17 protein-coding genes and 1 riboswitch are annotated in these 24,877 nt (G+C 61.3%); of the genes, 3 read left to right on the top strand and 14 right to left on the bottom strand.

Annotation, left to right across the window (positions count from 1 at the left end; translation table 11 throughout):
- Positions 1–8 precede the first annotated feature (8 nt).
- The 9 genes from O4G74_RS00390 to O4G74_RS00350 form a co-directional block, all read right to left on the bottom strand.
- Positions 9–479 (bottom strand): thiosulfate oxidation carrier protein SoxY, encoded by a 471-nt coding sequence (locus O4G74_RS00390; protein ID WP_269400696.1) that lies wholly within the window; start codon positions 477–479, stop codon positions 9–11.
- Entirely contained in the window at positions 476–934 is a 459-nt protein-coding gene (gene soxX / locus O4G74_RS00385; RefSeq protein ID WP_269400695.1) for a sulfur oxidation c-type cytochrome SoxX, read from the bottom strand. Before soxX ends, O4G74_RS00390 begins: the two co-directional genes overlap by 4 nt.
- Positions 931–2,205 (bottom strand): NAD(P)/FAD-dependent oxidoreductase, encoded by a 1,275-nt coding sequence (locus O4G74_RS00380; RefSeq protein ID WP_269400694.1) that lies wholly within the window; start codon positions 2,203–2,205, stop codon positions 931–933. The genes soxX and O4G74_RS00380 overlap by 4 nt, the downstream gene beginning before the upstream one ends.
- Entirely contained in the window at positions 2,205–2,573 is a 369-nt protein-coding gene (locus tag O4G74_RS00375; protein WP_269400693.1) for a c-type cytochrome, read from the bottom strand. Before O4G74_RS00375 ends, O4G74_RS00380 begins: the two co-directional genes overlap by 1 nt.
- On the bottom strand, positions 2,570–4,774 hold the full coding sequence (locus tag O4G74_RS00370) for a xanthine dehydrogenase family protein molybdopterin-binding subunit (RefSeq protein ID WP_269400692.1): 2,205 nt from the start codon (positions 4,772–4,774) through the stop codon (positions 2,570–2,572). The genes O4G74_RS00375 and O4G74_RS00370 overlap by 4 nt, the downstream gene beginning before the upstream one ends.
- Before the next feature lie 14 nt (positions 4,775–4,788).
- Positions 4,789–5,244, bottom strand: a complete 456-nt coding sequence (locus O4G74_RS00365; RefSeq protein WP_233348499.1) for a (2Fe-2S)-binding protein — start codon at positions 5,242–5,244, stop codon at positions 4,789–4,791.
- A 188-nt stretch (positions 5,245–5,432) separates the two neighbouring features.
- The gene (locus tag O4G74_RS00360; RefSeq protein ID WP_269400691.1) at positions 5,433–9,017 is read right to left on the bottom strand and encodes a hydantoinase B/oxoprolinase family protein; all 3,585 of its coding nucleotides are present in this window, start codon (positions 9,015–9,017) and stop codon (positions 5,433–5,435) included.
- Positions 9,014–10,222, bottom strand: coding sequence for an NRAMP family divalent metal transporter (locus tag O4G74_RS00355; protein ID WP_269400690.1), 1,209 nt, complete (start codon positions 10,220–10,222; stop codon positions 9,014–9,016). The genes O4G74_RS00360 and O4G74_RS00355 overlap by 4 nt, the downstream gene beginning before the upstream one ends.
- 81 nt (positions 10,223–10,303) lie before the next feature.
- Positions 10,304–11,053: an SDR family NAD(P)-dependent oxidoreductase gene (locus O4G74_RS00350; RefSeq protein WP_269400689.1), complete on the bottom strand. Its 750-nt coding sequence runs from the start codon at positions 11,051–11,053 to the stop codon at positions 10,304–10,306.
- A gap of 105 nt (positions 11,054–11,158) precedes the next feature.
- On the opposite strand from O4G74_RS00350, the gene O4G74_RS00345 reads away from it, so the two are divergent.
- The gene (locus O4G74_RS00345) at positions 11,159–13,594 is read left to right on the top strand and encodes a zinc-dependent metalloprotease (protein ID WP_269400688.1); all 2,436 of its coding nucleotides are present in this window, start codon (positions 11,159–11,161) and stop codon (positions 13,592–13,594) included.
- A gap of 3 nt (positions 13,595–13,597) precedes the next feature.
- Here the strand turns inward: O4G74_RS00345 and O4G74_RS00340 are convergent, their stop codons facing one another.
- On the bottom strand, positions 13,598–14,410 hold the full coding sequence (locus tag O4G74_RS00340; RefSeq protein WP_269400687.1) for a hypothetical protein: 813 nt from the start codon (positions 14,408–14,410) through the stop codon (positions 13,598–13,600).
- Between the two features lie 60 nt (positions 14,411–14,470).
- Here O4G74_RS00340 and O4G74_RS00335 point away from each other — a divergent pair, with 60 nt between their 5' ends.
- The gene (locus tag O4G74_RS00335) at positions 14,471–15,388 is read left to right on the top strand and encodes a fatty acid desaturase family protein (RefSeq protein WP_269400686.1); all 918 of its coding nucleotides are present in this window, start codon (positions 14,471–14,473) and stop codon (positions 15,386–15,388) included.
- A gap of 6 nt (positions 15,389–15,394) precedes the next feature.
- On the opposite strand, the gene O4G74_RS00330 is transcribed toward O4G74_RS00335, so the two are convergent.
- Genes O4G74_RS00330 through O4G74_RS00315 form a run of 4 tightly spaced genes read right to left on the bottom strand, consistent with a single transcriptional unit; the run spans position 15,395 to position 19,866 of the window.
- The gene (locus tag O4G74_RS00330) at positions 15,395–16,156 is read right to left on the bottom strand and encodes an ABC transporter ATP-binding protein (protein ID WP_269400685.1); all 762 of its coding nucleotides are present in this window, start codon (positions 16,154–16,156) and stop codon (positions 15,395–15,397) included.
- A complete protein-coding gene (locus tag O4G74_RS00325; RefSeq protein WP_269400684.1) occupies positions 16,149–17,141 on the bottom strand; it encodes a FecCD family ABC transporter permease in 993 nt (330 codons plus the stop codon). The genes O4G74_RS00330 and O4G74_RS00325 overlap by 8 nt, the downstream gene beginning before the upstream one ends.
- Positions 17,138–17,986 (bottom strand): ABC transporter substrate-binding protein, encoded by an 849-nt coding sequence (locus O4G74_RS00320; protein ID WP_269400683.1) that lies wholly within the window; start codon positions 17,984–17,986, stop codon positions 17,138–17,140. Before O4G74_RS00320 ends, O4G74_RS00325 begins: the two co-directional genes overlap by 4 nt.
- 2 nt (positions 17,987–17,988) lie before the next feature.
- Positions 17,989–19,866 carry a TonB-dependent receptor domain-containing protein gene (locus O4G74_RS00315; protein ID WP_269400682.1) on the bottom strand — a complete coding sequence of 626 codons (1,878 nt, stop codon included), beginning with the start codon at positions 19,864–19,866 and terminating at the stop codon, positions 17,989–17,991.
- 122 nt (positions 19,867–19,988) lie between these two features.
- A riboswitch (cobalamin riboswitch) is annotated at positions 19,989–20,179 on the bottom strand.
- A 123-nt stretch (positions 20,180–20,302) separates the two neighbouring features.
- Here O4G74_RS00315 and O4G74_RS00310 point away from each other — a divergent pair.
- A complete protein-coding gene (locus O4G74_RS00310) occupies positions 20,303–24,856 on the top strand; it encodes an Ig-like domain-containing protein (protein WP_269400681.1) in 4,554 nt (1,517 codons plus the stop codon).
- Positions 24,857–24,877 lie beyond the last annotated feature (21 nt).

Below are 24,877 nucleotides of genomic sequence, written 5' to 3'. Positions count from 1 at the left end.
TTGCCCTCCTATCCGATCAGGCAGGCGGCCAGCGTGACCACCGTGCTTGCCGAGCCATGCCAGAGTGTACCGTCGCTCAATTCAGCAACAGCGCGAATGCGCTGCGTCCCGGCCATGCGGATGCGGGTGGAAATCTCTGCCTTGCCAGCGCGTGGACCGAGCTTGAACACGGCAACCTCCGCGATCGGGTTACGAGGCGAGATGATTGCGATGCGGCGGACATAATCGTCCGGCGACATGAGGCTTTCGGCAGCCACAGTAATCGCGACGGAGTTTCCGTTCTCTGCGATGGGCGGAAGTTTCACGCTGACGCGCCCTTCATTGAGTGGTTTGTCCCCAAAAATTTCGCGGATAGCAGCATCGGCGTCTGCTGCGTCGGCGGCAGCCCGAAGCGGTAGCGCGGTTGCTACCAGACCTGCGGCACCAAGCTGGAGAAAGCTGCGCCTTGCGAAGGATTTTTGTCTGCTAAGGGTCTTCATGTGCGTTCACCGTCGAGCTGTCCGAGGTAGGCAACAAGGTCCTCGATCTGTTGGGCCGTAAGCGCGGGCTCACCCGCATAGGCAGGGGCGACCTGGTTCAGCCCGCCTGCTCTATAATATGATGGCATGAGTGTGTCTGGCCAGAGGGACTGCGCGTCGGCGATGCGAAGCCTTATCTGACCATCGCTTAATCTGGCGCCAACGCCAGTGAGGGCGGGGCCGACATTGCCCTGGAATTCAGCGTCCAGACCTTCGACGGCGTGGCAAAGCACGCAGTGGCCTTGCTCGCGCTCTGCGAACACCGCTTTTCCGCGTACCGCGTCGCCTTGCAGGTCGAAGAGCGGAGCGGTGATTTCGTCGCCCGCAATCTCAACAGGTGTTGCAATCCGCGAAGCTGTTTCACCGCTGCATCCAGCTAGAAGCGCCACCGCAAAGATAGGAAGGGCCGGTCTCATCCAAAGGTCTGCTGCGTGATCTGCTGGAACCAGGCTTCTGCTTCGGCAGCTTCTGCAGCACGAACCCCGGGCGCCGGGTTTGCAGGGCTTAGCCCGCCAGAGCCTTCTATGCTGGAAAGCTGTCCGCCCTCATTGCTGTAGACGCCCGTGATCGAGACGGCTCCGTCAGGCGTCACATAGGAATAGCAGGTATTGGCGAGGATGGTTGGCGCTGGCGTTTCGCCGTTCAGTTCCCGTGCAATCTGCAGGGCGCAGAGCTTGGCTTGCAGGTTGGCCGAGAACGCTGATTTCGGCATTGGCGCGGCGATTGTCGCATCGCCGATCACGTAGATGTTAGGCTGCAGTGTGGACGAGAAGTCGACCGGGTCGATCGGGCACCAGCCCGTCTGGTCCGCAACGCCCACACGCGCGGCGATCTCGCCCGCCTTCTGAGGTGGTATGACATTGGCCACATCGGCCTCATAGGTGTCGAAATCCGTCGAGAGGGCCATGGCACCCGGATCGACCGAGATCACGCGCCCGAAATCGCTGGCGCCAATCCACTCAAGGTGATCCGGATAGTGTTCAGCCCACGCTTCCAAGAATAGCGGCCCTTTCGAGAACTCGTCCTTGGCGTCGAGGATGATCAGCCTTGAGGCGGGTTTCTGGGTCTTGAGATAGTGCGCGATCAGGCTCGCGCGCTCATAAGGGCCGGGCGGGCAGCGATACGGCGCTGTGGGGACTGACATGATGACCGTGCCGCCATCGGACATAGCCTCAAGTTGCTGGCGCAGAAGCGAGGTTTGCGGGCCTGCCTTCCAGGCATGCGGCATGACGCTCGCGGCAGACTCGTCATAGCCCTCAAGGGCGCCCCAGCGAATGTCGATGCCGGGGGAAAGGATAAGCTTGTCGTAGGAGACCGTGTCACCTGAGCCGAGCGTGACGGTACGGGCGGCCGGGTCTACGTCATCCGCCCTGTCGCCAATGACGTTGATGCCGATGGCCTTGAGACCTTCATAGCCAAACTGCTGAGCCTCCAGACTGCGAAGCCCTGCGATGACGAGGTTGCTGAACGGGCAGGCGGTGTAGCACGCCTGCGGCTCGATCAGCGTGACTGAGGCTCCGGGCAGATAGGTCTTCACAAAGCGCGCGGTGGCCGCCCCGCCAAAGCCGCCGCCCACTATAACGACCTTTGGTTGGGCCTTAGCGATTGCTGGCGACGCGAGCAGCGGCAGGGCCGCTGTTCCCGCGAGGCCGGCAAGGACGTCTCTTCTTTTCGGAGACCAGGTCATTACCCCTCCCCCGGCGCGGTCAGATAGGCGGCGACCGCGGCAATGTCGGCCTCGCCATAGCCGCGCATCAGCCGGTGCATGACGGTCGTGCCGTCTTCCTCAGTCTTGTAAGTAAGGAGGCGTACCTCAAGCGTCGCGCGGTCGAGGGCATAATAGTCGGGGATGGCATCGCCCGCCCCGGCATGGCAGCCGGAACAGGTGAGGGCGAGCGTCTGGCCTCTTAACATGTCGCCATCGGCTACAGAGGTCTCAGCCGCCTGTGCTGGCGTTTCAGCGGTGGTGTCTCCGGCGCTGCATCCAGAGAGGGTAAAGGCCATCGCCGCACTGATGGCGGCGATGGAGATTGATTTCAGAGCTTTCGGGCTCACGCGTCCCTCAGGCTCTGATCCTTGATCGGCAGGTTGCGGATCCGCTTGCCAGTGGCTGAATAGATCGCGTTCAGCACAGCAGGCGCTGCCACGGCAATGGTCGGCTCACCGACACCGCCCCAGAAGCCCCCCGACGGCATGACGATCGTTTCGACTTCCGGCATGTCCCGCAGGCGCATCGAATTGTAGGTGTCGAAATTCTTCTCCTGCACCTCACCATTTTCGAAGGTGATCTCCTCGAAAAGGGCGGCCGAAAGACCATAAACGAAGGAGCCTGCGACCTGCGCATCGACCTGCTGCGGATTGACCGCATAGCCAGGGTCGGTCGCGGCGACGATACGGTGGATCTTCAGCTGACCGGCATCGTCGACCGTCACTTCAGCGCACGCAGCGGTGTACGCGCCGAAAGAGTAGAAGGCGCAAAGACCACGGGACTTGCCATCGTCATTGCCCCAGCCAGATTTCTCCGCTGCGGCTCGCAGGACGGCGGCCAGCTCCTGTGCATCACCCATATAGGCGAGGCGGAACTCTAGCGGGTCCTTGCCGGCTGCGCGGGCAAGCTCGTCCATGAAGCACTCGAGATAGATCGCATTCTGGTTCGCGTTCACGCCGCGCCAGAAGCCCGGACGCACAGGCGGGTTTCGCATGGCGTGATCGAACTTGAGGGCCGGGAAAGTGTATTTCAGCGTCTGGTCCTCGACGCGCTCATCGAGGCCGCTTGGCAACAGGCCCTGAAAGGCAAACGGGTCCATGCCGTTCTGGAGTGCCTGTGGCATCAGACCCGCAAGAATGGACTGACCCGCAATGCGGATCTTGATGGCTGTCAGATTGCCATCGGCGTCCAGCGCGCCTTCACAACGAGCCCGTGTGGTCGGGTGATAGAAGCCATGCTGCATGTCTTCTTCGCGTGACCAGAGAAGCTTGATCGGCGTACCCGGCATCTCCTTGGCGATCTTCACGACCTGGGTGACATAGTCGCTCATGCCGCGGCGGCCGAAACCACCGCCGAGCAGGAGCTTGTAGACGTCGCACTGTTCAATCGGCAGGCCTGCCGCTTCGGAGGCGGCACCAAGCGCGGCTTCGCCATTCTGTGTCGGGCACCAGACTTCGCATTTGTCCTCAGTCCAGACGGCCGTCGCGTTCATCGGCTCCATACAGGCATGGTTCTGATGCGGCACGCGATAGGTCGCTTCGACGGTCCGGGCCGCATTGGCGAACGCTGCGTCGACTTCACCGCTCATATTGGCGACGGAGGCGTCATCGGCGGTCAGTGCGTTTTCAAGCTCGGTTTCAAAGGCGGCGCTTGAATAGTCGGCGCCTTCGCCGTCCGTCCATTCAACGGGGAGTGCGTCGAGCGCGGTCTTCGCCTGCCACCATCTTTCAGCGACAACGGCGACGGCGGTATCATCGACCTGCACGACTTTGCGCACACCCGGCATCGACATGACAGCAGCCGCATCGAAAGAAGCGAGCGTGCCACCGCGTTTTGGTGCTTGCCTGATGGCCGCGTTGAGCATGCCGTCCATCTGCAGGTCCGCGCCGTATTTCTGGGCGCCGGTGACCTTATCGGCTGTATCGAGCCGTTTGACCGGCTGACCGATAATCTTCCACTCGGACGGGTCTTTCACCTGCACGCCCGTTGGGGGCGTGAGGGCGCTGGCAGCCTCTGCGACTTCGCCATAGCGTAGCGTATTGCCGCTCGGTCCGTGCGTGATGACACCTTTCTCGACCGAACATTCACCGACAGGGACTTCCCACTGGTTTGCAGCGGCCTGGATAAGCATGGCCCGAGCGACGGCTCCGCCTTCGCGGACATAATCCACGCTGCCACGGATGCCGCGAGAGCCGCCCGTAGAGAAGTCGCGCCAGACGCGGTCACGAGCAAGGTTTTCGCCAGGTGTCGGATATTCGGTAGTGACCTTGTCCCAGTCGCAGTCGAGTTCGTCGGCGACGAGCTGGGCGAGACCGGTCAGCGTGCCTTGGCCCATTTCAGAACGCGCAATACGGATCGTGACCGTATCATCGGGAGCAATATGCACCCAGGCATTCACTTCGGGGTTTGGTTCGGCATTCGCGGCCTGGTCCGCTTCGCTGCTGTCTTCGCTATTGTTCGAACAGGACGCCAGAATACCGATTGTCAGACCGGCGGCACCGGTACCAATGATGAAATTGCGGCGCGAGAGCTTGATCGTATCAGCCATGTGTCAGCCCTCCCTCAGGCTTTTTTTGTTTTGGCGAGGTGGATGCCCTTGCGCACCCGAGCGAGCGTCCCGCAGCGGCAGATATTCGTGACCTGCGCGTCGATGTCCTCATCGGTCGGGTCCGGCGTGTTGTTCAGAAGGCCTGCGACCGCCATGATCATGCCGGGCTGGCAGTAGCCGCATTGTGGGATGTCGAGCTCGACCCAAGCCTGTTGCACCGGATGGCTGCCATCTTCAGAGAGGCCCTCAATCGTAGTGATCTCTTCTTCGCCCGAGAGGGCCCCGACCGGGTAGGTACAGGATCGAACCGGCTGGCCATCAATGTGGATCGTACACGTTCCGCACTGGGCGATGCCGCAACCATACTTGGCACCGGTGAGGCCTAGATGTTCGCGCAGCACCCAGAGGAGCGGTGTGTTCTCTTCTGCGTCGACGCTTACCGTCTGCCCGTTGACCTTGAGTTCTGCCATGCGCTGATCCTCCTCTCGCACTGCGAAAGGCACCGGTTAGAAGCGATGGTCGCTTGCTGAGCGCGCGAGCCGACAAGTCAGGCTTGGCCTTTGTCGCGATGGCTGCGGCCCCCCTCATCCGGGCCTTAACATGGGTGAGACTAGTCCGCTTGGCGGTAGCCTGCCAGAGAGTTGACCAAAAAAATCGATCAATTCTGCTTGAGGCGGCCAAAGCCGCCGCCGCCCGGCGTCTCGATCGTGATCGTATCGCCCGCTTCCATGTCGTCTGTAACGATGCCTTCAATCGTGTCGTGGCGGCCATCAGCCCGCACAATCCATTGACGCCCGCACGTCGCGTCTCCGCCCCCTTCAAGTCCGAAGGGCGCAGTCTGCCGGGAAGAAGAAACGAGTGTGCAGACTGTGTCCGACAGCGCGCGGATGGTGCGCACGACGCCGTCACCGCCGGTGTGTTCGCCATCTCCGCCTGAGCCGCGCCGCAGTGAAAAGCGTTCGAGGCGCAGCGGGTAGGTCATCTCCATAATTTCCGGGTCGGTGATGCGTGTATTCGTCATATGCGTATGGACGCCGGACGTACCATCAAAGCCCGGGCCTGCGCCGCTACCGCCGCAGATTGTCTCGTAATATTGGTAGTCATCATTGCCGAAGAGCAGATTGTTCATCGTGCCTTGTGCCGCCGCGCTGACGCCCATGGCGCCGAACAGCACATTGCAGACCGCCTGACTGACTTCGGTATTGCCCGCCACAACAGCTGCGCCATGCGACGGAGACAGGAAAGACCCCTCCGGTATCACCAGTTCCAGAGGCCGCATGCAGCCCTCATTCAGTGGCAACTCATCTGCCACGAGACAGCGGAAGGCGTAGAGCACGGCGGAACGGCAAACTACTGGCGGCGCGTTGAAGTTGCCGGGTCGCTGTGGGCCTGTGCCAGTGAAATCGATTGTCGCTGACCGGGCCTGACTTTCGACCTTGATCGAGACGCAGAGCGGCAGACCATCATCCATCGTGATCTGCATTTCGCCATCGCTCAGCCGGTCGATAACCCGGCGGACGCTCTCTTCGGCATTGTCGAGAACATGGCCTGCATAGGAAGTGACGCCTTCTCGGCCATACCGCTCAATCATGGCGAGCAGGTCCTTCGCGCCCGCGATATTGGCGGCCATTTGGGCGCGCAGATCAGCGACATTCTGATCTGGCTTGCGGGCAGGCCATGGCGCATCGGCAAGCAGCTGGCGCAAGGCGTCTTCGCGAAACTCGCCTTCGCTGAGCAGCAGGAAGTCGTCAATGACGACGCCTTCCTCTTCAAGCTTCGTCGCGCGCGCCGGGGTCGAGCCGGGGGTCAGCCCACCAATGTCAGCGTGATGCCCGCGATTGGCGACAAAGAAGCGAATGTCCTTTCCGTCCTTGTCAAATACCGGCGCGATAACGGTGATGTCGGGCAGGTGCGTGCCGCCATTGAACGGATTGTTGAGGCAGATCATGTCGCCCGGCTTCAGACTCGCGCCGCGGCTTTTCAGGACGGTGCGGACACTTTCGCCCATTGCGCCGAGGTGCACAGGCATATGAGGGGCGTTGGCGAGCAGGCGTCCTTGCTCATCAAAGACGGCGCATGAGAAATCCAGCCGTTCCTTGATGTTCACGCTGGTCGCCGTGTCACGAAGCACCGCGCCCATTCGCTCCGCGATTGCCATGAACATATTGTTGAAGAGCGACAGCAGTACAGGGTCTGGCGTGTCTGTGGCCGCAACCAGCTCTCGCCGCGCGGCACCGCTTCGCTTCATTATGATTTCGCCGCCCGGCGCGACACTTGCTGACCATCCGGCGTCGATGACTGTCGTGCCAGTCTCTTCCGTGATGATCGCAGGGCCTTCGATATCCTGGCCGGGTGACAGGGCGGCACGCGCAATCATTGGTGCATCGATCTTCTCGCCGCGGCTCCAGAGCTTTACGCTGTTCTGTTTGCGAGGCTCGCTGGTCGCTTCTGTCGGCGCGCTCTCAAAAGCGGGGGCGGGGCGACGCGCTTCGCAAGTGAGAGATTCGAGGACCATTTCACGCCCAGAGGTCCTGAAGCCGAATCGTGCTTCGTGCGCCCGCTCGAAGGTTTCTCTCATCGCGCCCAACTCGCCAAATTCGACAGGCAGGCTCGTATCGGTCCCGGCATAGCGGATCGCCGCGCTGACGGTCCATGAAAGCTCGCCAGCGCCAAGCCTTTCGCGCTGCTGGTCTTTCAAGCTCTCGATCCGCGCCTCAGCGCGGTCGAGCAACTGGTCATTGAGCGCTTCTTCGACGGAGGCCCGCGCAATATCGATTTCGTCTGACAGGCCGATGCCGAGCGCTGACAGTACGCCTGCTAGAGGGTGAATAATGACGGTCTGAATGTCGAGCTCATCAGCGACGAGACAGGCATGCTGGCCGCCAGCGCCACCGAAAGCCTGAAGCACAAAGTCGGCAGGGTCGCGCCCTTTCTCGAGCGTCACCTTCCGGATCGCGCGGGCCATGTTGGCGACCGCGATCTGCAGGAAACCGGCTGCTAGATCTTCCGCGGATCGGGCGAGCGCCGTCTCCGCCTCGACCTCACGCGCCATCTGATCGAAACCGGTGCGCACGGCATCAATGTCCAGCGGTTGATCCTGCTCTGGCCCGAAGACGGGCGGAAAGGCGCTTGGCTGAATGCGGCCCAGCAGGATGTTTGCGTCCGTGACTGTCAGCGGGCCGCCGCGTCTGTAGGCGGCGGGGCCCGGATTTGCGCCTGCGCTTTGCGGGCCTGCCTGCAGCTGTCCCTGATCGAAGCGAAGGACCGATCCACCGCCTGCTGCGACAGTGTGAATGTCCATCATAGGAACGCGTAGTGGCGCACCGGCGACTTCGGTTTCAGTGACGCGCTCAAACTGACCATCATAGACAGAGATGTCGGTCGATGTGCCGCCCATATCGAAGCCGATGATCCGGTCATGGCCAAGCTGGGCTGCGGTCTTTGCTGCACCAACGACGCCGCCTGCAGGGCCTGACAGGACCGCATCACGCCCCCGGAAGCGGCTTGCTTCCATCAGGCCGCCATTTGACTGCATGAAGTGGAGGGATGTGTCGCCGAGACGGCTGGCGACCTGATCGACATAGCGCTGCAGGACCGGGGTCAGGTAAGCGTCGGCCACGGCCGTGGCCGAGCGGGCGACATAGCCAGCCAGCGGGTCAGCTTCATGGCTAAGGGTGACGGTCTCAAAGCCGGCTTGCCGGGCGAGCGCACCGACCTGCTTCTCAAGCTCCGGATGCTTCCAGGCATGGAGCAATGAAATCGCGCAGGTCTCGAGGCCGCGCTGGCGCGCCTCTGACAGGGCATCCGCGACGGTCTGCTCATCCAGCGGCTGCAGGAAGTCGCCATTAAGATCGATACGCGCGGAAACTTCTAGGACATCGTCATTAAGTGGGGCAGGGCGCTGGATATCGAGGTCGAAGAGACGCGGTCTTGACTGGCGCCCGATGATCAGCAGGTCGTCGAACCCCTCATTCACGACAAAGAGGGTCGGCGCACCTTTCCGCTCCAGCAGCGCATTGGTGGCTACCGTGGTGCCCATGCGAACCTGATCGATTTCATGGAAGGGCAGCGGCTGTCCTTCCGGCGCATTGAGGGACCGCCGGATGCCCTCGATGGCTGCGTCCTCATAAGCGCCGGGGTTTTCGCTGAGGAGTTTCAGAAGCTCATAGCGTCCGTCAGGCGTGCGAGCGACGATGTCGGTGAACGTGCCGCCCCGATCAATCCAGAACTGCCATCCGCTCATGCGCCAAGCACCGTGCTGAGCGCTCTCCAGATGCCGCGAAGACCGATCATGAGGGTGATCAGGATAACCAGCCCGCCCGCAATGTTGGCAGGGATCCCGTTCACGCTGTCGCCGAGCAGTGCCTCGCGGTTCATCACATAGAGTAGAAACACCGCGATGATCGGCAGGAGCAGCCCATTCGCCGCCTGCGCAGTCACAATCAGGGAGACCGCATCGATCCCAAGCAATGAGATGGCTGCGCCGATGGCGACGATGGTCAGGGCGATGGCGCGGAAGCGCCCGGTCTGTCCGCTTTTCGATTTGGCAGGAAACATCTCGGTGATCGCATAGGCCGTCGCCATCGGGGCGGTGATGGCTGAGGTGAGGCCTGCCGCGAAGAGGCCAATGCCAACGAGATAGCGCGCCGCCGGCCCAAACGCCGGTTCAATGGCAATCGCCATGTCGCGGGCGTTGTTGACCTCCATGCCTGCAACGAACAGGCTACCGGCCGCCGTCGACAGGATCAGGATGGAGACCAGCCCGCCAAGCCCGATCGAAATGGCAGAATCGCGCCGCGCCTCGCTGAGTTTGCTCGCGTCGGTCCAGTGGTTGCGCGCCGCTGCGGCGTGCAGGAACAGATTGTAGGGCACAATAGTCGTACCAATCAGCGCGACAGCGGTGAGCTGCGCACCGTCCGGTATTGATGGTACGAGGCCTGCGAACGTTGACAGGTCCGGGCGCACGAGAATGGCCGAGATAATGAACGCAAGGCTCATCACGAGGACAAGCCCGATCAGGATGCGCTCAATTGGCTTGTAGGCGCCGATCAGCAGAATCCCCGCCGCGATGATGGCGAGACCAGCGACAAGCAGGCGCCGCGTGCCCTCACCCAGAAGCGCTTCTAGCCCCATGACGCCGCCAGCAAGGTTGCCGCCTTCATAGGCCGCATTACCGACGCCGATGGCGAGCAGGACAAGGATGACTGCCCCCGCCTTCCCAACGGGGCCGCCGACGCTGGCCATCAGCGCTTCGCCGAGACCACGTCGTGCGCCTGCGCCAAGTCGCGCCGCCATGTCCTGCAGAACGATCGTGGCAAGAGTCGCAAAGACCAGCGCCCAGACAAGCGCGTGGCCGAAACTCGCCCCGGCCACGGTGCAGGCCGTGACGGTGCCCGGCCCGATAAAGGCGGCGGCGACAAGTGCGCCCGGCCCGAAGGATAGTTTCATGTCGTGCCCCGCAGCGTCATGGCTGAGAGCCTGCACGGAGCAGCCTGATTTGTCGATATAGCGCTGGCGTGCCCGCCTGTCCTAGCTGCCGCCGTCGACGCGCAGGATCGTCCCCGTTGTGAAGCTCGATGCATCGCTAGCAAGGCAGAGCGCAGCGGTGACGATTTCTTCGGGTTTGCCGGGACGGCCAAGCGCATTGTCCGCTGACTTGCGCATTTCTTCGGGCCATGCCTTTGAAATGTCGGTCAGGAATGGGCCTGCAGAAATCGTATTCACGCGAACTTTCGGCCCGTACTCGCGGGCAAAGGAAACCGTCATCGCATTCAGCGCCGCCTTCGCGCCGCTATAAGGAACAACCTGCGGCAGGGGCATAAGCGCACCGGTCGATGAGATGTTGATGATTGACCCGCCATCTCCGTCGGCCATGCGCTTTCCGATCTTCGCGCCGATCCGGAATGGGCCCTTGAAGTTGAGGTTCAGCACGCTGTCGAACAGGCTTTCCTCGACCTCGTGGCTTGGGACGCGCGGGCTCATGCCTGCATTGTTGATGAGGATGTCGATCTTGCCGAACGCCTCATAGGCCTTCTCAATCATGGGATCGATCTCTTCCCATTTGCCGCAATGGGCGCTCAGGGCCAGAGCCTTGCGTCCGAGACTGCGGACTTCTTCGGCGACCTCTTCGCAGGCATCGAGCTTGCGGCTGACGATGATCGTATCCGCGCCCTGTTCGGCAAACGCTTTTACCATCTGATAGCCAAGCCCGCGGCTGCCGCCGGTCACCAGAACCGTCTTGCCGGTGAAATCGAAAAGCCTGCTCGCGAGGTCTGCCATCTTCAATGTCTCCCTGTGTTTCGCTGCAAGTTTGCAGGAAGGCCCGCGCATGACAATCTGCCGGGGCGCTTTCCCGCGCGGCAGGCGCTCGACATGTCCTCGTCAATGACCTTAGGGTCTGGCGACCAGCCAGAAGGAGACCGCCCGTTGCGCCAGATTTTGACCGGATTACTCGCAGTTCTCATGCTTGCCCTGTCGCCGCCTGCGGGCGCGCAGACGGGGGACGGCAGCGGCTTCTTCGACCTGGCGATCAATGATGAGAACAAGTTGATCGCCACGCTGCCGGCGCCGGATGATGACGGTGTCATGCTGCGGGTGATCCACGCCGTGCGTCTGAAGGCAGGTCTTGGCTCAAACCCAGTCGGTCTCGACCGTGGCTGGGGCTCCAGCGGCGAGATCCTTGTCTTCCGCAAGATCGGTAACCGGGTCGTTCTGGAAGTCGAGAACCAGACCTACAGGGCCAACCCCGACAATCCGCTGGAAGCCCGGGCTGTGGCGGAGAGCTTTGCCAACTCCTTCGTCGCGGCAACAGACATCACGTCTCAGGATGCGGGCTCGGTTTCTTTCGATATGACCGGCTTTTTGACAGGTGACCGGCTGAACCTGGTTCAGCACCTGAAAGACGCTGGTCAAGGCACATTCAGCTTGAAAGAAGATCGCTCCATGGTTGATCCGGACGGCATCTTGTCTTTCCCGGACAATGTCGAAATCGACGTTTTCCTGACGCTGTCGAGCAGCGATCCGGGGCGTGAGGTCGCAACAACGGCAGCGAACGGGACCGACATGACGCTGGTCCAGCACCACTCTTTCGTGCGCCTTCCTGAAGAGGGCTACATGCCGATCAAATCAGACCCGCGCGCTGGCATCATTGATCAGGTCCACTTTGATTATAGCGCAGGTTTGGCCGAGCCGGTCGTGACGCGTCTTGCCCGGCGCTATCGCCTGCAAAAGAACAACGCAGGCGAGACGACCAATCCGATCGTCTTCTATATCGATAGCGGCGCGCCACCACAGATACAGGATGCGCTTCTGGACGGCGCCCGCTGGTGGGCTGATGCGTTCGCAGCGGCAGGCTATCCAGATGGCTACCGCGTCGAGGTCCTGCCTGAAGACGCCCACCCCCTCGATATCCGCTACAATGTCGTTCAGTGGGTCCACCGTCAGACGCGCGGCTGGTCCTATGGCGGCGGCATTTCTGATCCGCGTACAGGTGAAATGCTGAAAGGCCATGTCATTCTTGGTTCGCTTCGGGTGCGGCAGGACCGGATGATCTTTGAAGGCCTCACGGGGACTGGGGAAACGGGCACGGGATCGGAAACTGACCCTGTCGAGCTTGCCCTTGCACGCATCCGCCAGCTCTCGGCCCATGAGATCGGCCATGCCCTTGGTTTCCAGCACAATTTTGCGGCTAGCACTTATGGCAAAGGCTCTGTCATGGACTATCCAGCGCCCGACGTTCGGGTCCGACAAGGCGCGCTCGACTTCAGCAATGTCTATGGCGTCGGCATTGGCGCCTGGGACAAGTTCACGGCGACATGGCTTTATGGCGACCTGACCGAGCAGGAACGCGATGAACTCGTTCTGGAGGCGCGGTCTAACGGCCTCATCTATGTCGCCGATCAGGATGCGCGCAGCGCGTCTACGGGCCATCCCCTTGGCAATATCTGGGACAATGGACCAGACCCGGTCGCCGCGCTCCGTGAGACGCTGGAAATCAGGCGCATCGCACTCGAAAATTTTGGCGAGGACCGTGTGCAGCAGGGCCAGCCCCTGTCAGACCTCAACGATGTGATTGTGCCCATCTACCTTTATCATCGCTATCAGACGGCCGCCGCGGCCAAGCTCGTCGGCGGTATGAGCTTCAACTATGGAGAGCGCGGCGATGGCCAGCCTGCGGCAGAGATCGTCTCGCCTGAACGCCAGCTGGAGGCGCTGGACGTGCTTCTGGAAACAGTGGCGCCCTCGCGCCTTGATCTCAGCGACGAGGTTCTCGCCCTGCTGACGCCCGGCATGGCGAATTATGCGCTGGCTGATTGGGACAGGGAACGGTTTGCCGGATCGGCGAGCCCCGCCTTCGACCTTATCGCCGCAGCCGATACCGCCGCCGCGACGACATTCGGCATCCTTCTGGAGCGCCAACGCGTCGCGCGCCTGATTGAGTTCAATCGCCGCGATCCTGCAAATCCGGGGGCAAGCGACATGTTCGCGCGCATCGAGCAGGCCGTGATGGCAACACCCAACTCGACGCGGACCCGGCCCATCGCTGAAGCCGTGCGGGCGCGCTACGCCTTCGCCCTGATGGACCTTGCAGGTGCCGAAACGACAGCGGCCGTAAAGGCGTCTGCTTCTGCTGGTCTGAAGGGTCTGTTAGGGGCGATTGAAAGCAAGCGTGATAGTCATGCGGTCTGGCTCAGTGCCCGCATTGAGGATTTCCTCGACGCCCCAGCCGATATCGATCCGCCAGCCGTGAACGCGAAGGCGCTGCCCCCGGGCGGGCCAATCGGCTACACGCCATATGAGACCTGCTGGCACTGCGACTAGGGTTTAGCCCGCCGCAAAGAAGGCCTGCCAGCTTTTCTGGCCCGCTTCATTATACCTGCGCATGGTCTCGACCATGTTCAGAAATCCCTTTTGATCCGCCAGTTCTGGCGGCAGAAGCGGATCATAGTTGATGAGGCGGATGACGGCCTGCCCGATGAGCAGGGACTCTCGGGCAGCGTCCGGCACTGGAAGAGTGCCAAGCCGCTCGAGGCTGTCCTCCATGGCGCGTGTCGCCTCGACATAGGTTGCGGCAAGCTCGTCAGCTGACCAGAGACCCGGCCAGACGGATGCATCTGGCATTTCGATCGCATTGGCGTGGAGCAACAGAATGTCTTCATCCGCGCCGATAGCGATCAATTCAAGCCGGTGCTCATCCAGAGGCTGTGACAGGTTGGCCGGGCGCGCCCAGACCCCTTCGGGCGTGCGCCTGTAGCCTGAAAGGCCCAATGCACGCTCGCGGGCGGTGAGCTGCTTGCGGTCAGTCCGTCCAAGATGCTGGGTCAGCGCGATCAGCCAGCCGCCATTCCAGCGTACAATCTTGCTGTCCACATTCTGCCAGTCCTGCAACCGGCGCACGAGTGAACGCGATTTCGGCCCGGGCTGATAGAGGCCGCGCGACGGGCTTTCGAGCAGGCCGTCCTTAATGAGCCGGGTCACCGCGACGCGCAGGGTGGAGGCTTCGATATCGAAAAGGCTCGCGGCCTGGATGAGGCGCGAAATTGTCTCCGGTTCGCTTCGGCGGCTGGAAAGCAGGGACAGCACCATGGCGCGGGCCGTCATGCTGCTTCTGTCGAGAGGTTTAAAATAATACGACATTTGACAGAAGATGCCTATATATGTAACAAATGAGAAAGGCTAGGTATCAGGAGTCCGCTCATGCAACAGGGAATGAAGCTTTCGCAAGCGCTGTCAAAGAGTGAGCTGCGCGCCTTTCAGAAGAAATCGAATTTGCGGGCGCTTGGCGGCCTTGCCTTCAATTGGGGCATGATCGTCTTTGCGTTCGCGATTGCGATTATCTGGCCGAACCCGCTGACAATCCTTGCTGGCATTATCCTCCTTGGTGGACGCCAGCTTGGCCTCGGCGTTCTAAACCACGACTGCGCCCACCACGCTTTTTTCAAAAGCCCCAAAGTCGATGAGTTCGTTGGTCATTGGCTGGCTGGTGCACCGATGAACACGTCGCTCAAGGCCTACCGCGCCTACCATTTGAAGCACCACAAGTTTGCGGGTACGCCGAACGACCCGGACATCGGCTTCGTGAAGAATTACCCGGTCTCCAAGTCGAGCCTGAAGCGCAAATTCATCCGCGATTTCACCGGCCAGACTGGCTTTCGCGATACGATGAATGACCTCAAGAAGTTCAAGCTGTCGCGCAATTACCCCTGGCTGACGTTCCACATTGCGCTGCTCGGCACGCTGACACTGGTCGGCGCACCCTGGGCGTATCTCATGTGGTGGGCAGCGCGCCTCTTTGTGTTCCCGGCCATTGTGCGCCTTCGCCAGATCGGAGAGCATGGCACCGCTTTGGACCGCACCAGTCTCGATGCGCGGTTGAATACTGGCACGACGGTCGCGCCGCTCTGGCAGCGCGTGATCGTGGCGCCGAACGATGTGAATTATCACCTAGAGCATCACCTGCTTGCTAGCGTGCCGCCCTACAGGCTCGGCCGCCTGCACAGGCTGCTCAGCGAGCGCGGCTATTATGATGGCTATGACTGCATCTCGAAGGATTATTTCGACGTGATCCGCCGGGCTGTGCGGCCAGATGAACCGCGCATGGTCGCTGCCGAATAGGCAGGGTCAGATCGCACCTTCGATCTCGATGGCGCGGCCCTCGACCTTCGCCCTGACGCTGAACACCTCTGCCATGCGGTTTGCGGTCAGCGTGTCCTCAACCGGCCCGTCGGCGACGATGCGGGTGTCCTTCATCCAGATCATGCGGCTGGCATAGCGCGCAGCCAGCGATAGGTCGTGCAGAACGACAAGCGCGCCGCCGCCTGCAGCGATGTATTGCTGGATGATATCCATGATGCGGAACTGATGACGTGGGTCAAGCGCGGCGACAGGCTCATCGGCAACAAGAAGTCCGGCCTCTGACGCTAGCGCGCGGGCAAAGTGCACGCGTGCAAGCTCACCCCCCGAAAGGGTGTCCGTCTGACGGTAAGCCAACTTTTCAAGTCCAGTCTTCGTCAGTGCGCGCTCAACTGCGTCCGCATCTTGAGCGCCGAGCCGTCCGGGGGCTGCGCCATAGGCATATCGGCCCAGCGCAACGACATCGCGAACGGTGTTTGGCCATGCGAGGGGGCGCTGCTGCGGAAGGTAGGCGACGCGCCGGGCCCGCTCCATCGGGGCAAGCTCTGCGCTGTTTTCGTCGTCTATGCTCGCGAGTCCACCGCTGGCTTTTTCCAGGCCGAGCGATGCGCGCAGCAGGCTCGTTTTGCCTGCGCCATTTGGGCCAATCAGCGCGACGAATTCGCCTGCGCCAACGCGGAAATCGGCCTCCGTGACGAGGGCGGTCTGGCCAGCATGAACACTCAGTTTTTCAGCGATGAGTTCAGTCATGGATCGCGCGCCTTCCCATCGCAATCCAGATAAAGGCGGGCGCCCCGATCAGGGCAGCGACAACGCCAAGCTTCAGCTCATTCACGGTCGGCAGGATGCGTACGCCAATGTCGGCGAGCACCAGGATCAGTCCGGCCAGCAGGGCGGAAGGGATAAGGGACCGGGCCGGATCATGGCCGACGAAAGGTCGGACGATATGCGGCGCGACGATGCCGACAAACCCGATTGCGCCTGCAAGCGCGACTGACCCGCCTGTGGCAATGCCCGCGCCTAGCACGGTCAGTATGCGCTGATTGCGCAAGTTCAAGCCGATGCCACTTGCCGCTTCCTCGCCAAGGGTGAGGGCGGAGAGACCTCGGCGCGACGCCAGCAGCATGGCGCCGCCGGCAAGTATGAAGGGCGCCGCAAAGCCAAGCTCACGGAAGCTGCGATTGGCAACGGAGCCGAGCATCCAGTTGATCATGTCCGACAGGGTAAAAGGCGTCGGGGCGAGGTTCATGAGAAGGCTCATCGCCGCCCCAGCAAAGGCAGAAATGCCAACGCCAACAAGGATCAAGGTCACCACGGACCGGGTCTTGATCGCAGCCAGCGCAATAAGCGTCGTCGCTGCGAGCGCACCGAGCATGGCCGCAATTGGCAGGACCCAAGGCGATAGCGCAACCAGCCCATAATAGAGCGAGAACGTCGCAAACAGCGACGCCGATGCTGACACGCCGAGCACGCCCGGCTCAGCCAGCGGATTGCGCAACAACCCCTGCAGCGCCGCCCCGCTGATGCCGAGCGCTGCGCCGGTTGCAAAGGCAGCAAGCGCTCGGGGAAGGCGGATTTGCCAGACGACGATGCGGTCTCCCATTTCACCGCCGCCAAAAAGTGCGATCAGCACGCGGTCTATTGGCATCTGCGTCGACCCCAGGAGGCAGGCCGCGAAAACCGCTAGCAAAGAGGCAAAGACAAGTGCTGGGGTCAGGGCGCGGTTCGGGGTCATGAGGCGTCATTTTCCGCCAAAGCTTCGATGGCGTCCATGAGGAACCAGCCCCCGCAAGCGGTCCAGGAACCCGGTACAGTGACGGTGTGTCCACGGTGTAGCAGACGGTGTGCGATTGGGTGGCTGGAAGCGCTCCAGTAGTCAGGCGTGAAACCGCCTTGTTCAGAGAATTGCGCGGGCACGGTGACATCCGGTTGCTCACGCGTCAGCCGCTCGAGCGGGATCGGATTCCAGCCGGGGGCCTCCTGAAAATTGCGGAGACCCGCTGCTTCGATCATCTCGTGCACGAGAGAGCCCGGGCCGGAGGTCACACCGCCTGACGCCATGTAGAGCGCCGTCTTGTCGCCGCTGCGGGCCTGAACGTTTTCGAGCCGCTGGCGGAACTCCGCGATGAGCGCTTCTCCGCGGTCGCTATGGCCGAGACCGTCTGCCATGTGCTGGATGGCGCCCGGGATGGAAGTGGAGCCCTCTCCGTCGATGGTGGAGGTCCAGCCGACATTGAGAACGGGTACGCCAGCCTGTTCGAAGAAGGCTTCTGCATTGGGGCCACCGCCATAGGAGCGGACGATGAGATCAGGCTTCAGGACGAGGACGCTTTCTGCATCCGCGCGGACGGTCGGGAAGTCTTTGGCGGCTGCGCGCATATAAGAAAAACTGCCCGTTCCGCCGGGGGAGATGGCGAGGATCTGCTCCGGGTCGGCGAGTTTCAGGACATATTGGTCAGCGCAATAGTCGAGGCTGACGATCCGCATCGGCCGCTCACCAGACTGCGTGCGGGGCGCCTCAACGGGCGCGCTGCAAGCAGCGGCGAGACATGCCAGAAAGGGGATCGCCAGCCTTATCATTGCTATCTCAGCTTCAGTCCGATGAAGGCACCTGCGCCTGGGCCGCGATAGCCGTAGACGTCGGTGCTTTCTTCATCGAAAAGGTTGCTGCCGCGCAATGTGATAGCGAGACGCTCGGTGACAGGGATCTCTGCTGTGAGGGACGCCAGAGTATAAGCGTCCAGTGTCACGCGCCGCGATGGGAAGGCACCGAAGTCGAAATCATCCTGCTCCCCGACATAATCGAGCGCACCGCCGATGCGCAGGCCATTGTTATTGACCCGCCAGTTGGCGGCGATGCTGGCCGTATCTGCAGGGACGCGGATTTCGTCGCTGCCATCATCGGCGTCGCTGTCGATGGAGGTGAACTGGCCTGTAAAGTCGAGACGATCAGTCGGTGACCATTTGGCCCCGATTTCGACGCCGGAGCGCTTGCTGTCGCCAGCACGGTTTGCTGCGGTCGACATGAATGTCGGGGTGAAGGCGGTATAGATCTCGTCCTCGAGTTCGGCTTCGAAATAGGTGAACGAGGCGCTGAACTGATCCCATGTCTGGTCCCAGCCAATTTCCCAGCTCGTCGATTTTTCAGGTTCGAGGTCCGGATTGCCGATGAAGCTGCCGGGGTAGAAGCCGAAGAGCTCGGTGAAGGTCGGATTCTTCACGCCGCTGCCAGCCGAGGCGCGCAGGCGCCCGCCAAAGTCAAAGCTATAGGCTGCGCCGGCGCGCCATGTGACGGCATCTTCGAACTGGCCGTCATTGTCATCGAAGCGGGCCGATGCGTTCACCTGCAGGGCGTTGAGTGTGAGGCGATATTCGCCCGCAATGCCGAACGTTTCGAAGCTTTGGCTCTGGTTCGGGTCACCGAAGGCAAGGTCGGTCGAGCGGCGCCCATAGTCTTCGCTTTCACGGTCGACGAGGGCGCTGAAGGTCTGGACCAGGCCACCTTCGCCGATGGTGATCGAGGGGCTCCAGGACAGTTTGGTGCGTTCGCCGGACGTGGAGTCCGTATAAGTCCCGTCTGCGCGATTGGTGCGGTCGACTTCATTGAGATTGGCGCGGAAGACGTGATCGATCTGTCCGGTCTTGCCTGTCAGAGCTGCGCCAACGATGGTCTGTTCGCTATCGGTTGTCCGGTCGACATTGTTGAGGAGCCCGTCGAAATCACTGTCGCTGTCGAACTGGGATTCGGCTTCGCGATAGGTGGCGAGGAGCGACAGGTTCCAACCCGTGCCAAGCTCCATCCCGCCGCGCGCAAGGAAAGCGAGGCTGTCAGAGCCGTCCTTTTCACCGCCCTGGCCAGAACTATCGACGCCTTCTGTCGTGAAGCCGGAAACTGAGCCGCCAAAATTGAAGCGCTCAGAGGCTGTGTTGAAGCCAGCCGAGCCGTTCACGGTATCGCGCGACCCAGCCTCAATCTCGGCGTTGAAGCCGGGCTGGTTGGACGTCTCTATGGAGAGAACCCCGCCAATCGCATCAGAGCCATAGAGTGAGGACTGCTCACCGCGCAAAACTTCGATACGGGCGATATCGAGACCGGATAGAAGGCCGAAATCGGTTTCGCCGGTGACCGGGTCCGAGAACTCGATACCGTCGAGGAAGACGAGTGTGTGATTGGCCTCAGCGCCGCGAATGCGGACTTGGGTCAGCCCACCGAGCGAGCCTGAGCGGGAGATAGCGACACCCGGAACGGCGCGCAGCTGGTCCGCAACGAAAGGCGTGTCGCGCACGGCAAGGTCGTCTTCCGTCAGGATGGCGACGTCTTCGGTCAGCGTGGCTGGATCAACGGGCTGAAGGCCGGACACGGTGACGGTGTCGAGGCGGCGCTCATCGACGGTCTGGGCAAAGGAAAGGGGGGCGATAGCAAAAGTGGCGACAGTCGCCAGAAGGATTGGTCGACGCATAGATACGACTCCGATGGCGCGCCGCAGCGCGTATACAATACGAAACCACGTGCATTGCGCGCGCGGCAGACGGATTGTCGAAAAACGGAGATACTCCGCGCCCGCTGGCTTTTCCCGGCCATGGGCAAACGACAGGCGATGGCAGGTTTCCTGGCTTGCCGATCAAAGCGTCTGGCCGCCTTCCCAAAGCATTGCGCTTCAGTGGCTTGGTGGCCATCAGCTCCTGGCTGACAGTTGCGGGTACAGCACCGGATTTACACCGGCTTCCCTCTTAGCCCCCTGTTAGAAGGGCACCATCTGGCCGCGGTGATGTTCCAAGTGGCCGAGCCTGTCAATAGATCGAAATAAACCTTCCCGACCACCCGTTCGGGTGATGCGGCCCATTTCTGGCCCGCCTAGCATGGCCCCCGGGACCATATTGGGTGGGGGGACGCACGTGAAAACGATTCAGCAGAAACTTGGCGGTTGGGCACATGCGATCGTGCGTGCTTGCGGTCTCGCACTTGGAACGAGCGTATTGTCACTGGGGGCGCACGCGTTCGAGCCTACTGTGCCATTAGACTTCTCGCTTCAGTTTCTGGACGCATCCGACCAAGAGATAACAACCGCCAACGTAAATGAAGCGGTGACGGTGTTGTACACCCTAGAAAACCCGAACCGCACTTCTGCTACGTTCGAATTTGACCATTATCTAGCCGCTGGGCGAAGCATTGCTACACCATCGAATGTATCATCGACCTGTCCGAATTCGACGCTGGTTCCGGGGCCCAACTATCTGCAGGTCGACGCGTCAATTAACGGAGCGTCATCATGCACGATCAGGATAGATATCGTTTCCACGATACCGGGTAGTTTCACCACCAGCACGAACTCGATTGATGGCAGCCTTGGATCTGGCGCCTCGGCCCAGGGCACTATCAACTTTGTGGCACCACCTCAGTTCAGCATGGTGTTCAATCCGTCTTCGACGACCAATAATGACAGCGCTCAAGTCACCTATACGATCAATAACGTCAAGAATCCCAACCCGGCGACAGGTCTGAATTTCTCACATAATTTCAATGCAGGGTTGGAAGTGTACCAGACGCCGAACGCTTCCACGACTTGTGTCGGGGGCACCCTGTTCGCCAATGCGGGCGCAGGGTCCATTTCTTATGTGGGTGGTTCGGTCCCAGCGAGCTCGAGCTGTACAATCAACTTGTTGGTCGGTTCCGAGGAGGCGGGTACGTTCATTGAAACCACTGGCGACCTTTCGTCTGGGTTCGGAAATAGCGGCACGGCTTCTGGCACGCTCACAGTCACTGACGTGATCGCGCCGCGTATCCGAACTATCGAGCGTGCTAATCCATCGAGCGGAAGCACCGATGCTGATATCCTTACATGGAGGATCAGATTTACGGAGGCGATGGATATCGCAACGTTCACGGCCGATCAGTTCGTACTCACCGCTTTGGGGGGTGGGCTCACGGCAGACCTGACAATCGTCAATGCTGATGCCACGCAGGTCGAAGTGCGCGCAAGTGGCGGGAATCTGCCGGACTTTAACGGGCTTGTTACGCTCGGCTTGAACTCGCCGTCATCCATCGCGGATCTGGCTGGAAATGTTCTGGTCAGCTTCAATCCCACGGAGATGAGGCAGGATACCTTTGAGCTGATCAACGATTCCACTCCGCCGATGGTGACGGCCTTTGAGCGCTACACGCCGCTGGAAGAAAACACGAATGCGGATGAGCTGGTCTTCAAGATCACGTTTAGTGAACCCGTTCAGAATGTTGGGCCCGACAGCTTCCAGGTAACAGGAACGAGCGCTACCGGCACGGATCTCCGTACGTTCGGGGGAGGGGAAGACATTAACCGCGACAAGATCGGCCAGGCCATGCAGGTTCAGGAAATGGGCGGTAAGATGGGTTTTGAGGGCCGTGGCCTGTCCGGCCAGACTTTCCTCCTGACGGTCTCAGGCGGCGACCTTGCGACCTATAATGGCGTCGTCGGTCTGGATCTGGCGCTTGGCGGTGGGCAAATTAATGGGAGGGCCGATCCCCCGGCCCCCATTGTCGTAATCCGTCGCATTTCGGATTATGCGGGCAATGGACTGTTGTCCGGAGAGCCAGCCACGGATGAAACCTACACGGTAGACAATCGCGGCCCTGAGCTCGCGTCGATCACGCGGTTGACCCCCAACAGCGAAGTGACCGATGCCGATACGCTGACATGGGACTTTCAGTTCAGCCGAATTTCCCCGCTATTTGCCATTGAACCGAGCGCATTCACGCTAACCGGTACGACGGCGACCCTTTCCGTCGAGCGATACAGTATCGGCTTCTATGTGACGGCCTCGGGCGGCGATCTGGCCGATCTAAATGGACCTGTAACAATCGCACTCAGCGCTGGCTCCGTCGATGAGTTCGGCAATGCGCTGACGAGCGGCGAGCCAACCGGCGCGAACGAGAACAGCTATACGCTAAAGCAGGCGCCGACCGATACGGAAGGTCCGGACGTGTCAATTGCAAGCACGTCGACCGGTCCTGTTTCGGGGGCGTTCCCGGTCACTTTTACATTCACTGAGGATGTAACCGGATTTGTTGCTGAAGACGTCACACTCGGCAATGCGACGCTTGCCAATTTCGCGCCGACGGATGCGAAAGTGTATACGGCTGACGTCACGCCTTCAGCGGATGGTGCGGTAACCATCGATATCGCCGCGAATGTTGCGACCGACGCGGCTGAAAACGGCAATGATGCAGCGCCCCAGTTTACCATTGTGGCAGATGCAAGCCCGCCCGGGCTGTCAATCGAGCTTCCGGGGGCCGAAACAACGGGTGCGTTCACTGCGACCTTCACCTTCACTGAAGATGTGACGGGTTTCGAACTCGCAGATATTTTGCTCGGGAACGCAGCAGCCAGTGATTTCGCGGCGACGAGCGGTTCGGTCTACACCGCGCGCATCACGCCTTCGGCGCCCGGCACAGTCAGCGTCAGTGTCGCCGCAGCGGCAGGCAAGGATGCGGCGGGCAATGACAGCCTTGAGGCAAGTGTGTCGCTAGAGGCTGTTTCCGAAATTCCCGAAGTCGTGATCGATCTGAGTTCCGACATTGCTGACCCTGAACAGGCCGCATCTGTCGCCACGATCTCCAACCCTGGCAGTGCACCACTCCCGTTCACCGTGCAGGTTGATGTGCCGTGGATCACGGTCACGCCGCTTTCGGGCACGATTTCGCCGCTCGGAACGTTCGATCTGTCCGTCAGTCTCAACGATGCCGTGAATAGCCTGGATCCGGGCGATTATCTCGGGACCGTTACCGTTACTGTGGGCGATGCGCCGGTCGCGCTTGCGTCTATGGGCGGTGCGAACGGTCAGCCGGTTCAGTCTGGCGGAAATGGCGGCGCGGTTGGCGTTGGCCTGAGCGCCGGCACGATCCTGGTGGAACTGCCCGTCAATGTCGCGGTGCAGGAGCGCTTCGGTAACGTCCAGCTTGTTGCAACGACGCAGGAGGGGCCATCTGGCGAGGCGAGCTTCACCTATGCTTCCGACGTGCCGGCCTTCGACAATCTGACGCTTTCGACGAGCAATAACCGGGCGAGTGCCAGCAGCGGGGACATCCTGTTCGGCAGCTATGACATTACCCAGATGGCGCCTCCGGGCTGGCGGGTGAAAGCGTTCAACTGTTCGGGCGACCTTGATGGGGCCACGCTCTATGACGCGGCGACTGACACGGCGACGGTTGATGTCGATCCGGGTGAGAGCATTGTCTGCGTGTTTGAGAATGTGCGTGATGAGGATGCGGTCCGCCTCGCGACGCAGCGGGCCATCCGCAACTTCATGCTCCGCCGCGCCGACCGGATCATCGACGCTGCGCCAGAACTGTCGCGCCGTTTTTCTGATCGCGATTCAGCCCAGCGCGGTGGCATGTCCGCCAACGCATCGGGCGCAGGCTACTACCAGATGGACTTCAGTGTCTCTCTGTCGGGTGCCCGCAATGCGGTTGTTGCCGATGAGGCAAATACAGGCGCGCGGTTCAATAACTCAGAAGCGTCGTTCCTCGATGGCTGGGATGTGTGGCTTGCCGCTGAAGCGTCCGGTATCCGCGATGATCGCGCGGATGAACGGTCCAGAACCGACTTTGCCACCGTGCAGCTTGGCGTCGACTATCTCCTGCGGGATGACGTCATCATCGGTGCGATGGCCCAGTATGACTGGATGGAGGATGAGGCACGCGAAGTCTTCAGCGATGCCGGTGCGGTCCGCGGGGCGCAGGTGCAGGGTGAGGGCTGGATGGCCGGTCCGTATGCGGTCTGGCGCGTGAAGGACAGCCTAGTCGTGGACGGCCTCGCCATGTTCGGGGAATCAGACAACCGGGTGAACCCGCTCGGCCTCTATAGCGATGACTTCGAAACCGAGCGCTACATGGTCCGGGCGAATGTGACCGGTGAAATCCGCTCTGGCCCATGGACGGTACGTCCGCAGGCCGGGATCACCCAGTACAAGGAAACCCAATCGGCCTATACCGACACACTCGGCATCAAGATCCCAGCGCAGGATATCAGTCTTGGCCGCTTCCGGGCGGGCCCGGAGGTCGCCTGGCGCAATGAGTTCCGCGATGGCAGCTGGCTGCAGCTGAGCGGCAGGCTCAATGCGGTGTGGGACTATGACAGCGCAGATCTGCTGACAGAGCGTGGCTTCCTGAGCACGGATGATACCGACCTTCGGGCAGACGCGCGGATCGGTGTGGCGACGCAGACCAAGTGGGGACCGCAGGTGCGCCTCGAGGTTGGTATTGCAGGTGTCGGCGCCGGGGACTTCCGGGCGGAGACGGCACGGATAGAGATCCGCGTGCCATTCGGTTCAGGCGGGCTTGGACAGGGTGTGCAAGCGCTGGCGTCTGCTGCGGGGGGAATGGGTCTTGGTGGCCGCTGTGATGTGCCGGGCGGCGGCGTACACAGCTCGTTTGCGAGCCAGTCTGGCTGCAGTGCGAGTATGCAGCGGTACTAGGCGCGGCCCTCGAGGCCTGAC

It is taken from the genome of Henriciella marina (assembly GCF_027213945.1).
Lineage (GTDB): Bacteria > Pseudomonadota > Alphaproteobacteria > Caulobacterales > Hyphomonadaceae > Henriciella > Henriciella marina_A.
Note: the sequence above shows the minus strand (reverse complement) of the source record. Positions and strands in the feature narration are given on the sequence as shown.

Coding starts and splice junctions, on each gene's coding strand:
- O4G74_RS00360 (WP_269400691.1), bottom strand. CDS start 9,017: ATGAGCGGATGGCAGTTCTGGATTGATCGGGGCGGCACGTTCACCGAC.
- O4G74_RS00325 (WP_269400684.1), bottom strand. CDS start 17,141: ATGACCCCGAACCGCGCCCTGACCCCAGCACTTGTCTTTGCCTCTTTG.
- O4G74_RS00370 (WP_269400692.1), bottom strand. CDS start 4,774: ATGGCTGATACGATCAAGCTCTCGCGCCGCAATTTCATCATTGGTACC.
- O4G74_RS00345 (WP_269400688.1), top strand. CDS start 11,159: ATGACCTTAGGGTCTGGCGACCAGCCAGAAGGAGACCGCCCGTTGCGC.
- O4G74_RS00380 (WP_269400694.1), bottom strand. CDS start 2,205: ATGACCTGGTCTCCGAAAAGAAGAGACGTCCTTGCCGGCCTCGCGGGA.
- O4G74_RS00320 (WP_269400683.1), bottom strand. CDS start 17,986: ATGATAAGGCTGGCGATCCCCTTTCTGGCATGTCTCGCCGCTGCTTGC.
- O4G74_RS00315 (WP_269400682.1), bottom strand. CDS start 19,866: ATGCGTCGACCAATCCTTCTGGCGACTGTCGCCACTTTTGCTATCGCC.
- O4G74_RS00340 (WP_269400687.1), bottom strand. CDS start 14,410: ATGTCGTATTATTTTAAACCTCTCGACAGAAGCAGCATGACGGCCCGC.
- O4G74_RS00350 (WP_269400689.1), bottom strand. CDS start 11,053: ATGGCAGACCTCGCGAGCAGGCTTTTCGATTTCACCGGCAAGACGGTT.
- soxX (WP_269400695.1), bottom strand. CDS start 934: ATGAGACCGGCCCTTCCTATCTTTGCGGTGGCGCTTCTAGCTGGATGC.
- O4G74_RS00335 (WP_269400686.1), top strand. CDS start 14,471: ATGCAACAGGGAATGAAGCTTTCGCAAGCGCTGTCAAAGAGTGAGCTG.
- O4G74_RS00365 (WP_233348499.1), bottom strand. CDS start 5,244: ATGGCAGAACTCAAGGTCAACGGGCAGACGGTAAGCGTCGACGCAGAA.
- O4G74_RS00355 (WP_269400690.1), bottom strand. CDS start 10,222: ATGAAACTATCCTTCGGGCCGGGCGCACTTGTCGCCGCCGCCTTTATC.
- O4G74_RS00390 (WP_269400696.1), bottom strand. CDS start 479: ATGAAGACCCTTAGCAGACAAAAATCCTTCGCAAGGCGCAGCTTTCTC.
- O4G74_RS00330 (WP_269400685.1), bottom strand. CDS start 16,156: ATGACTGAACTCATCGCTGAAAAACTGAGTGTTCATGCTGGCCAGACC.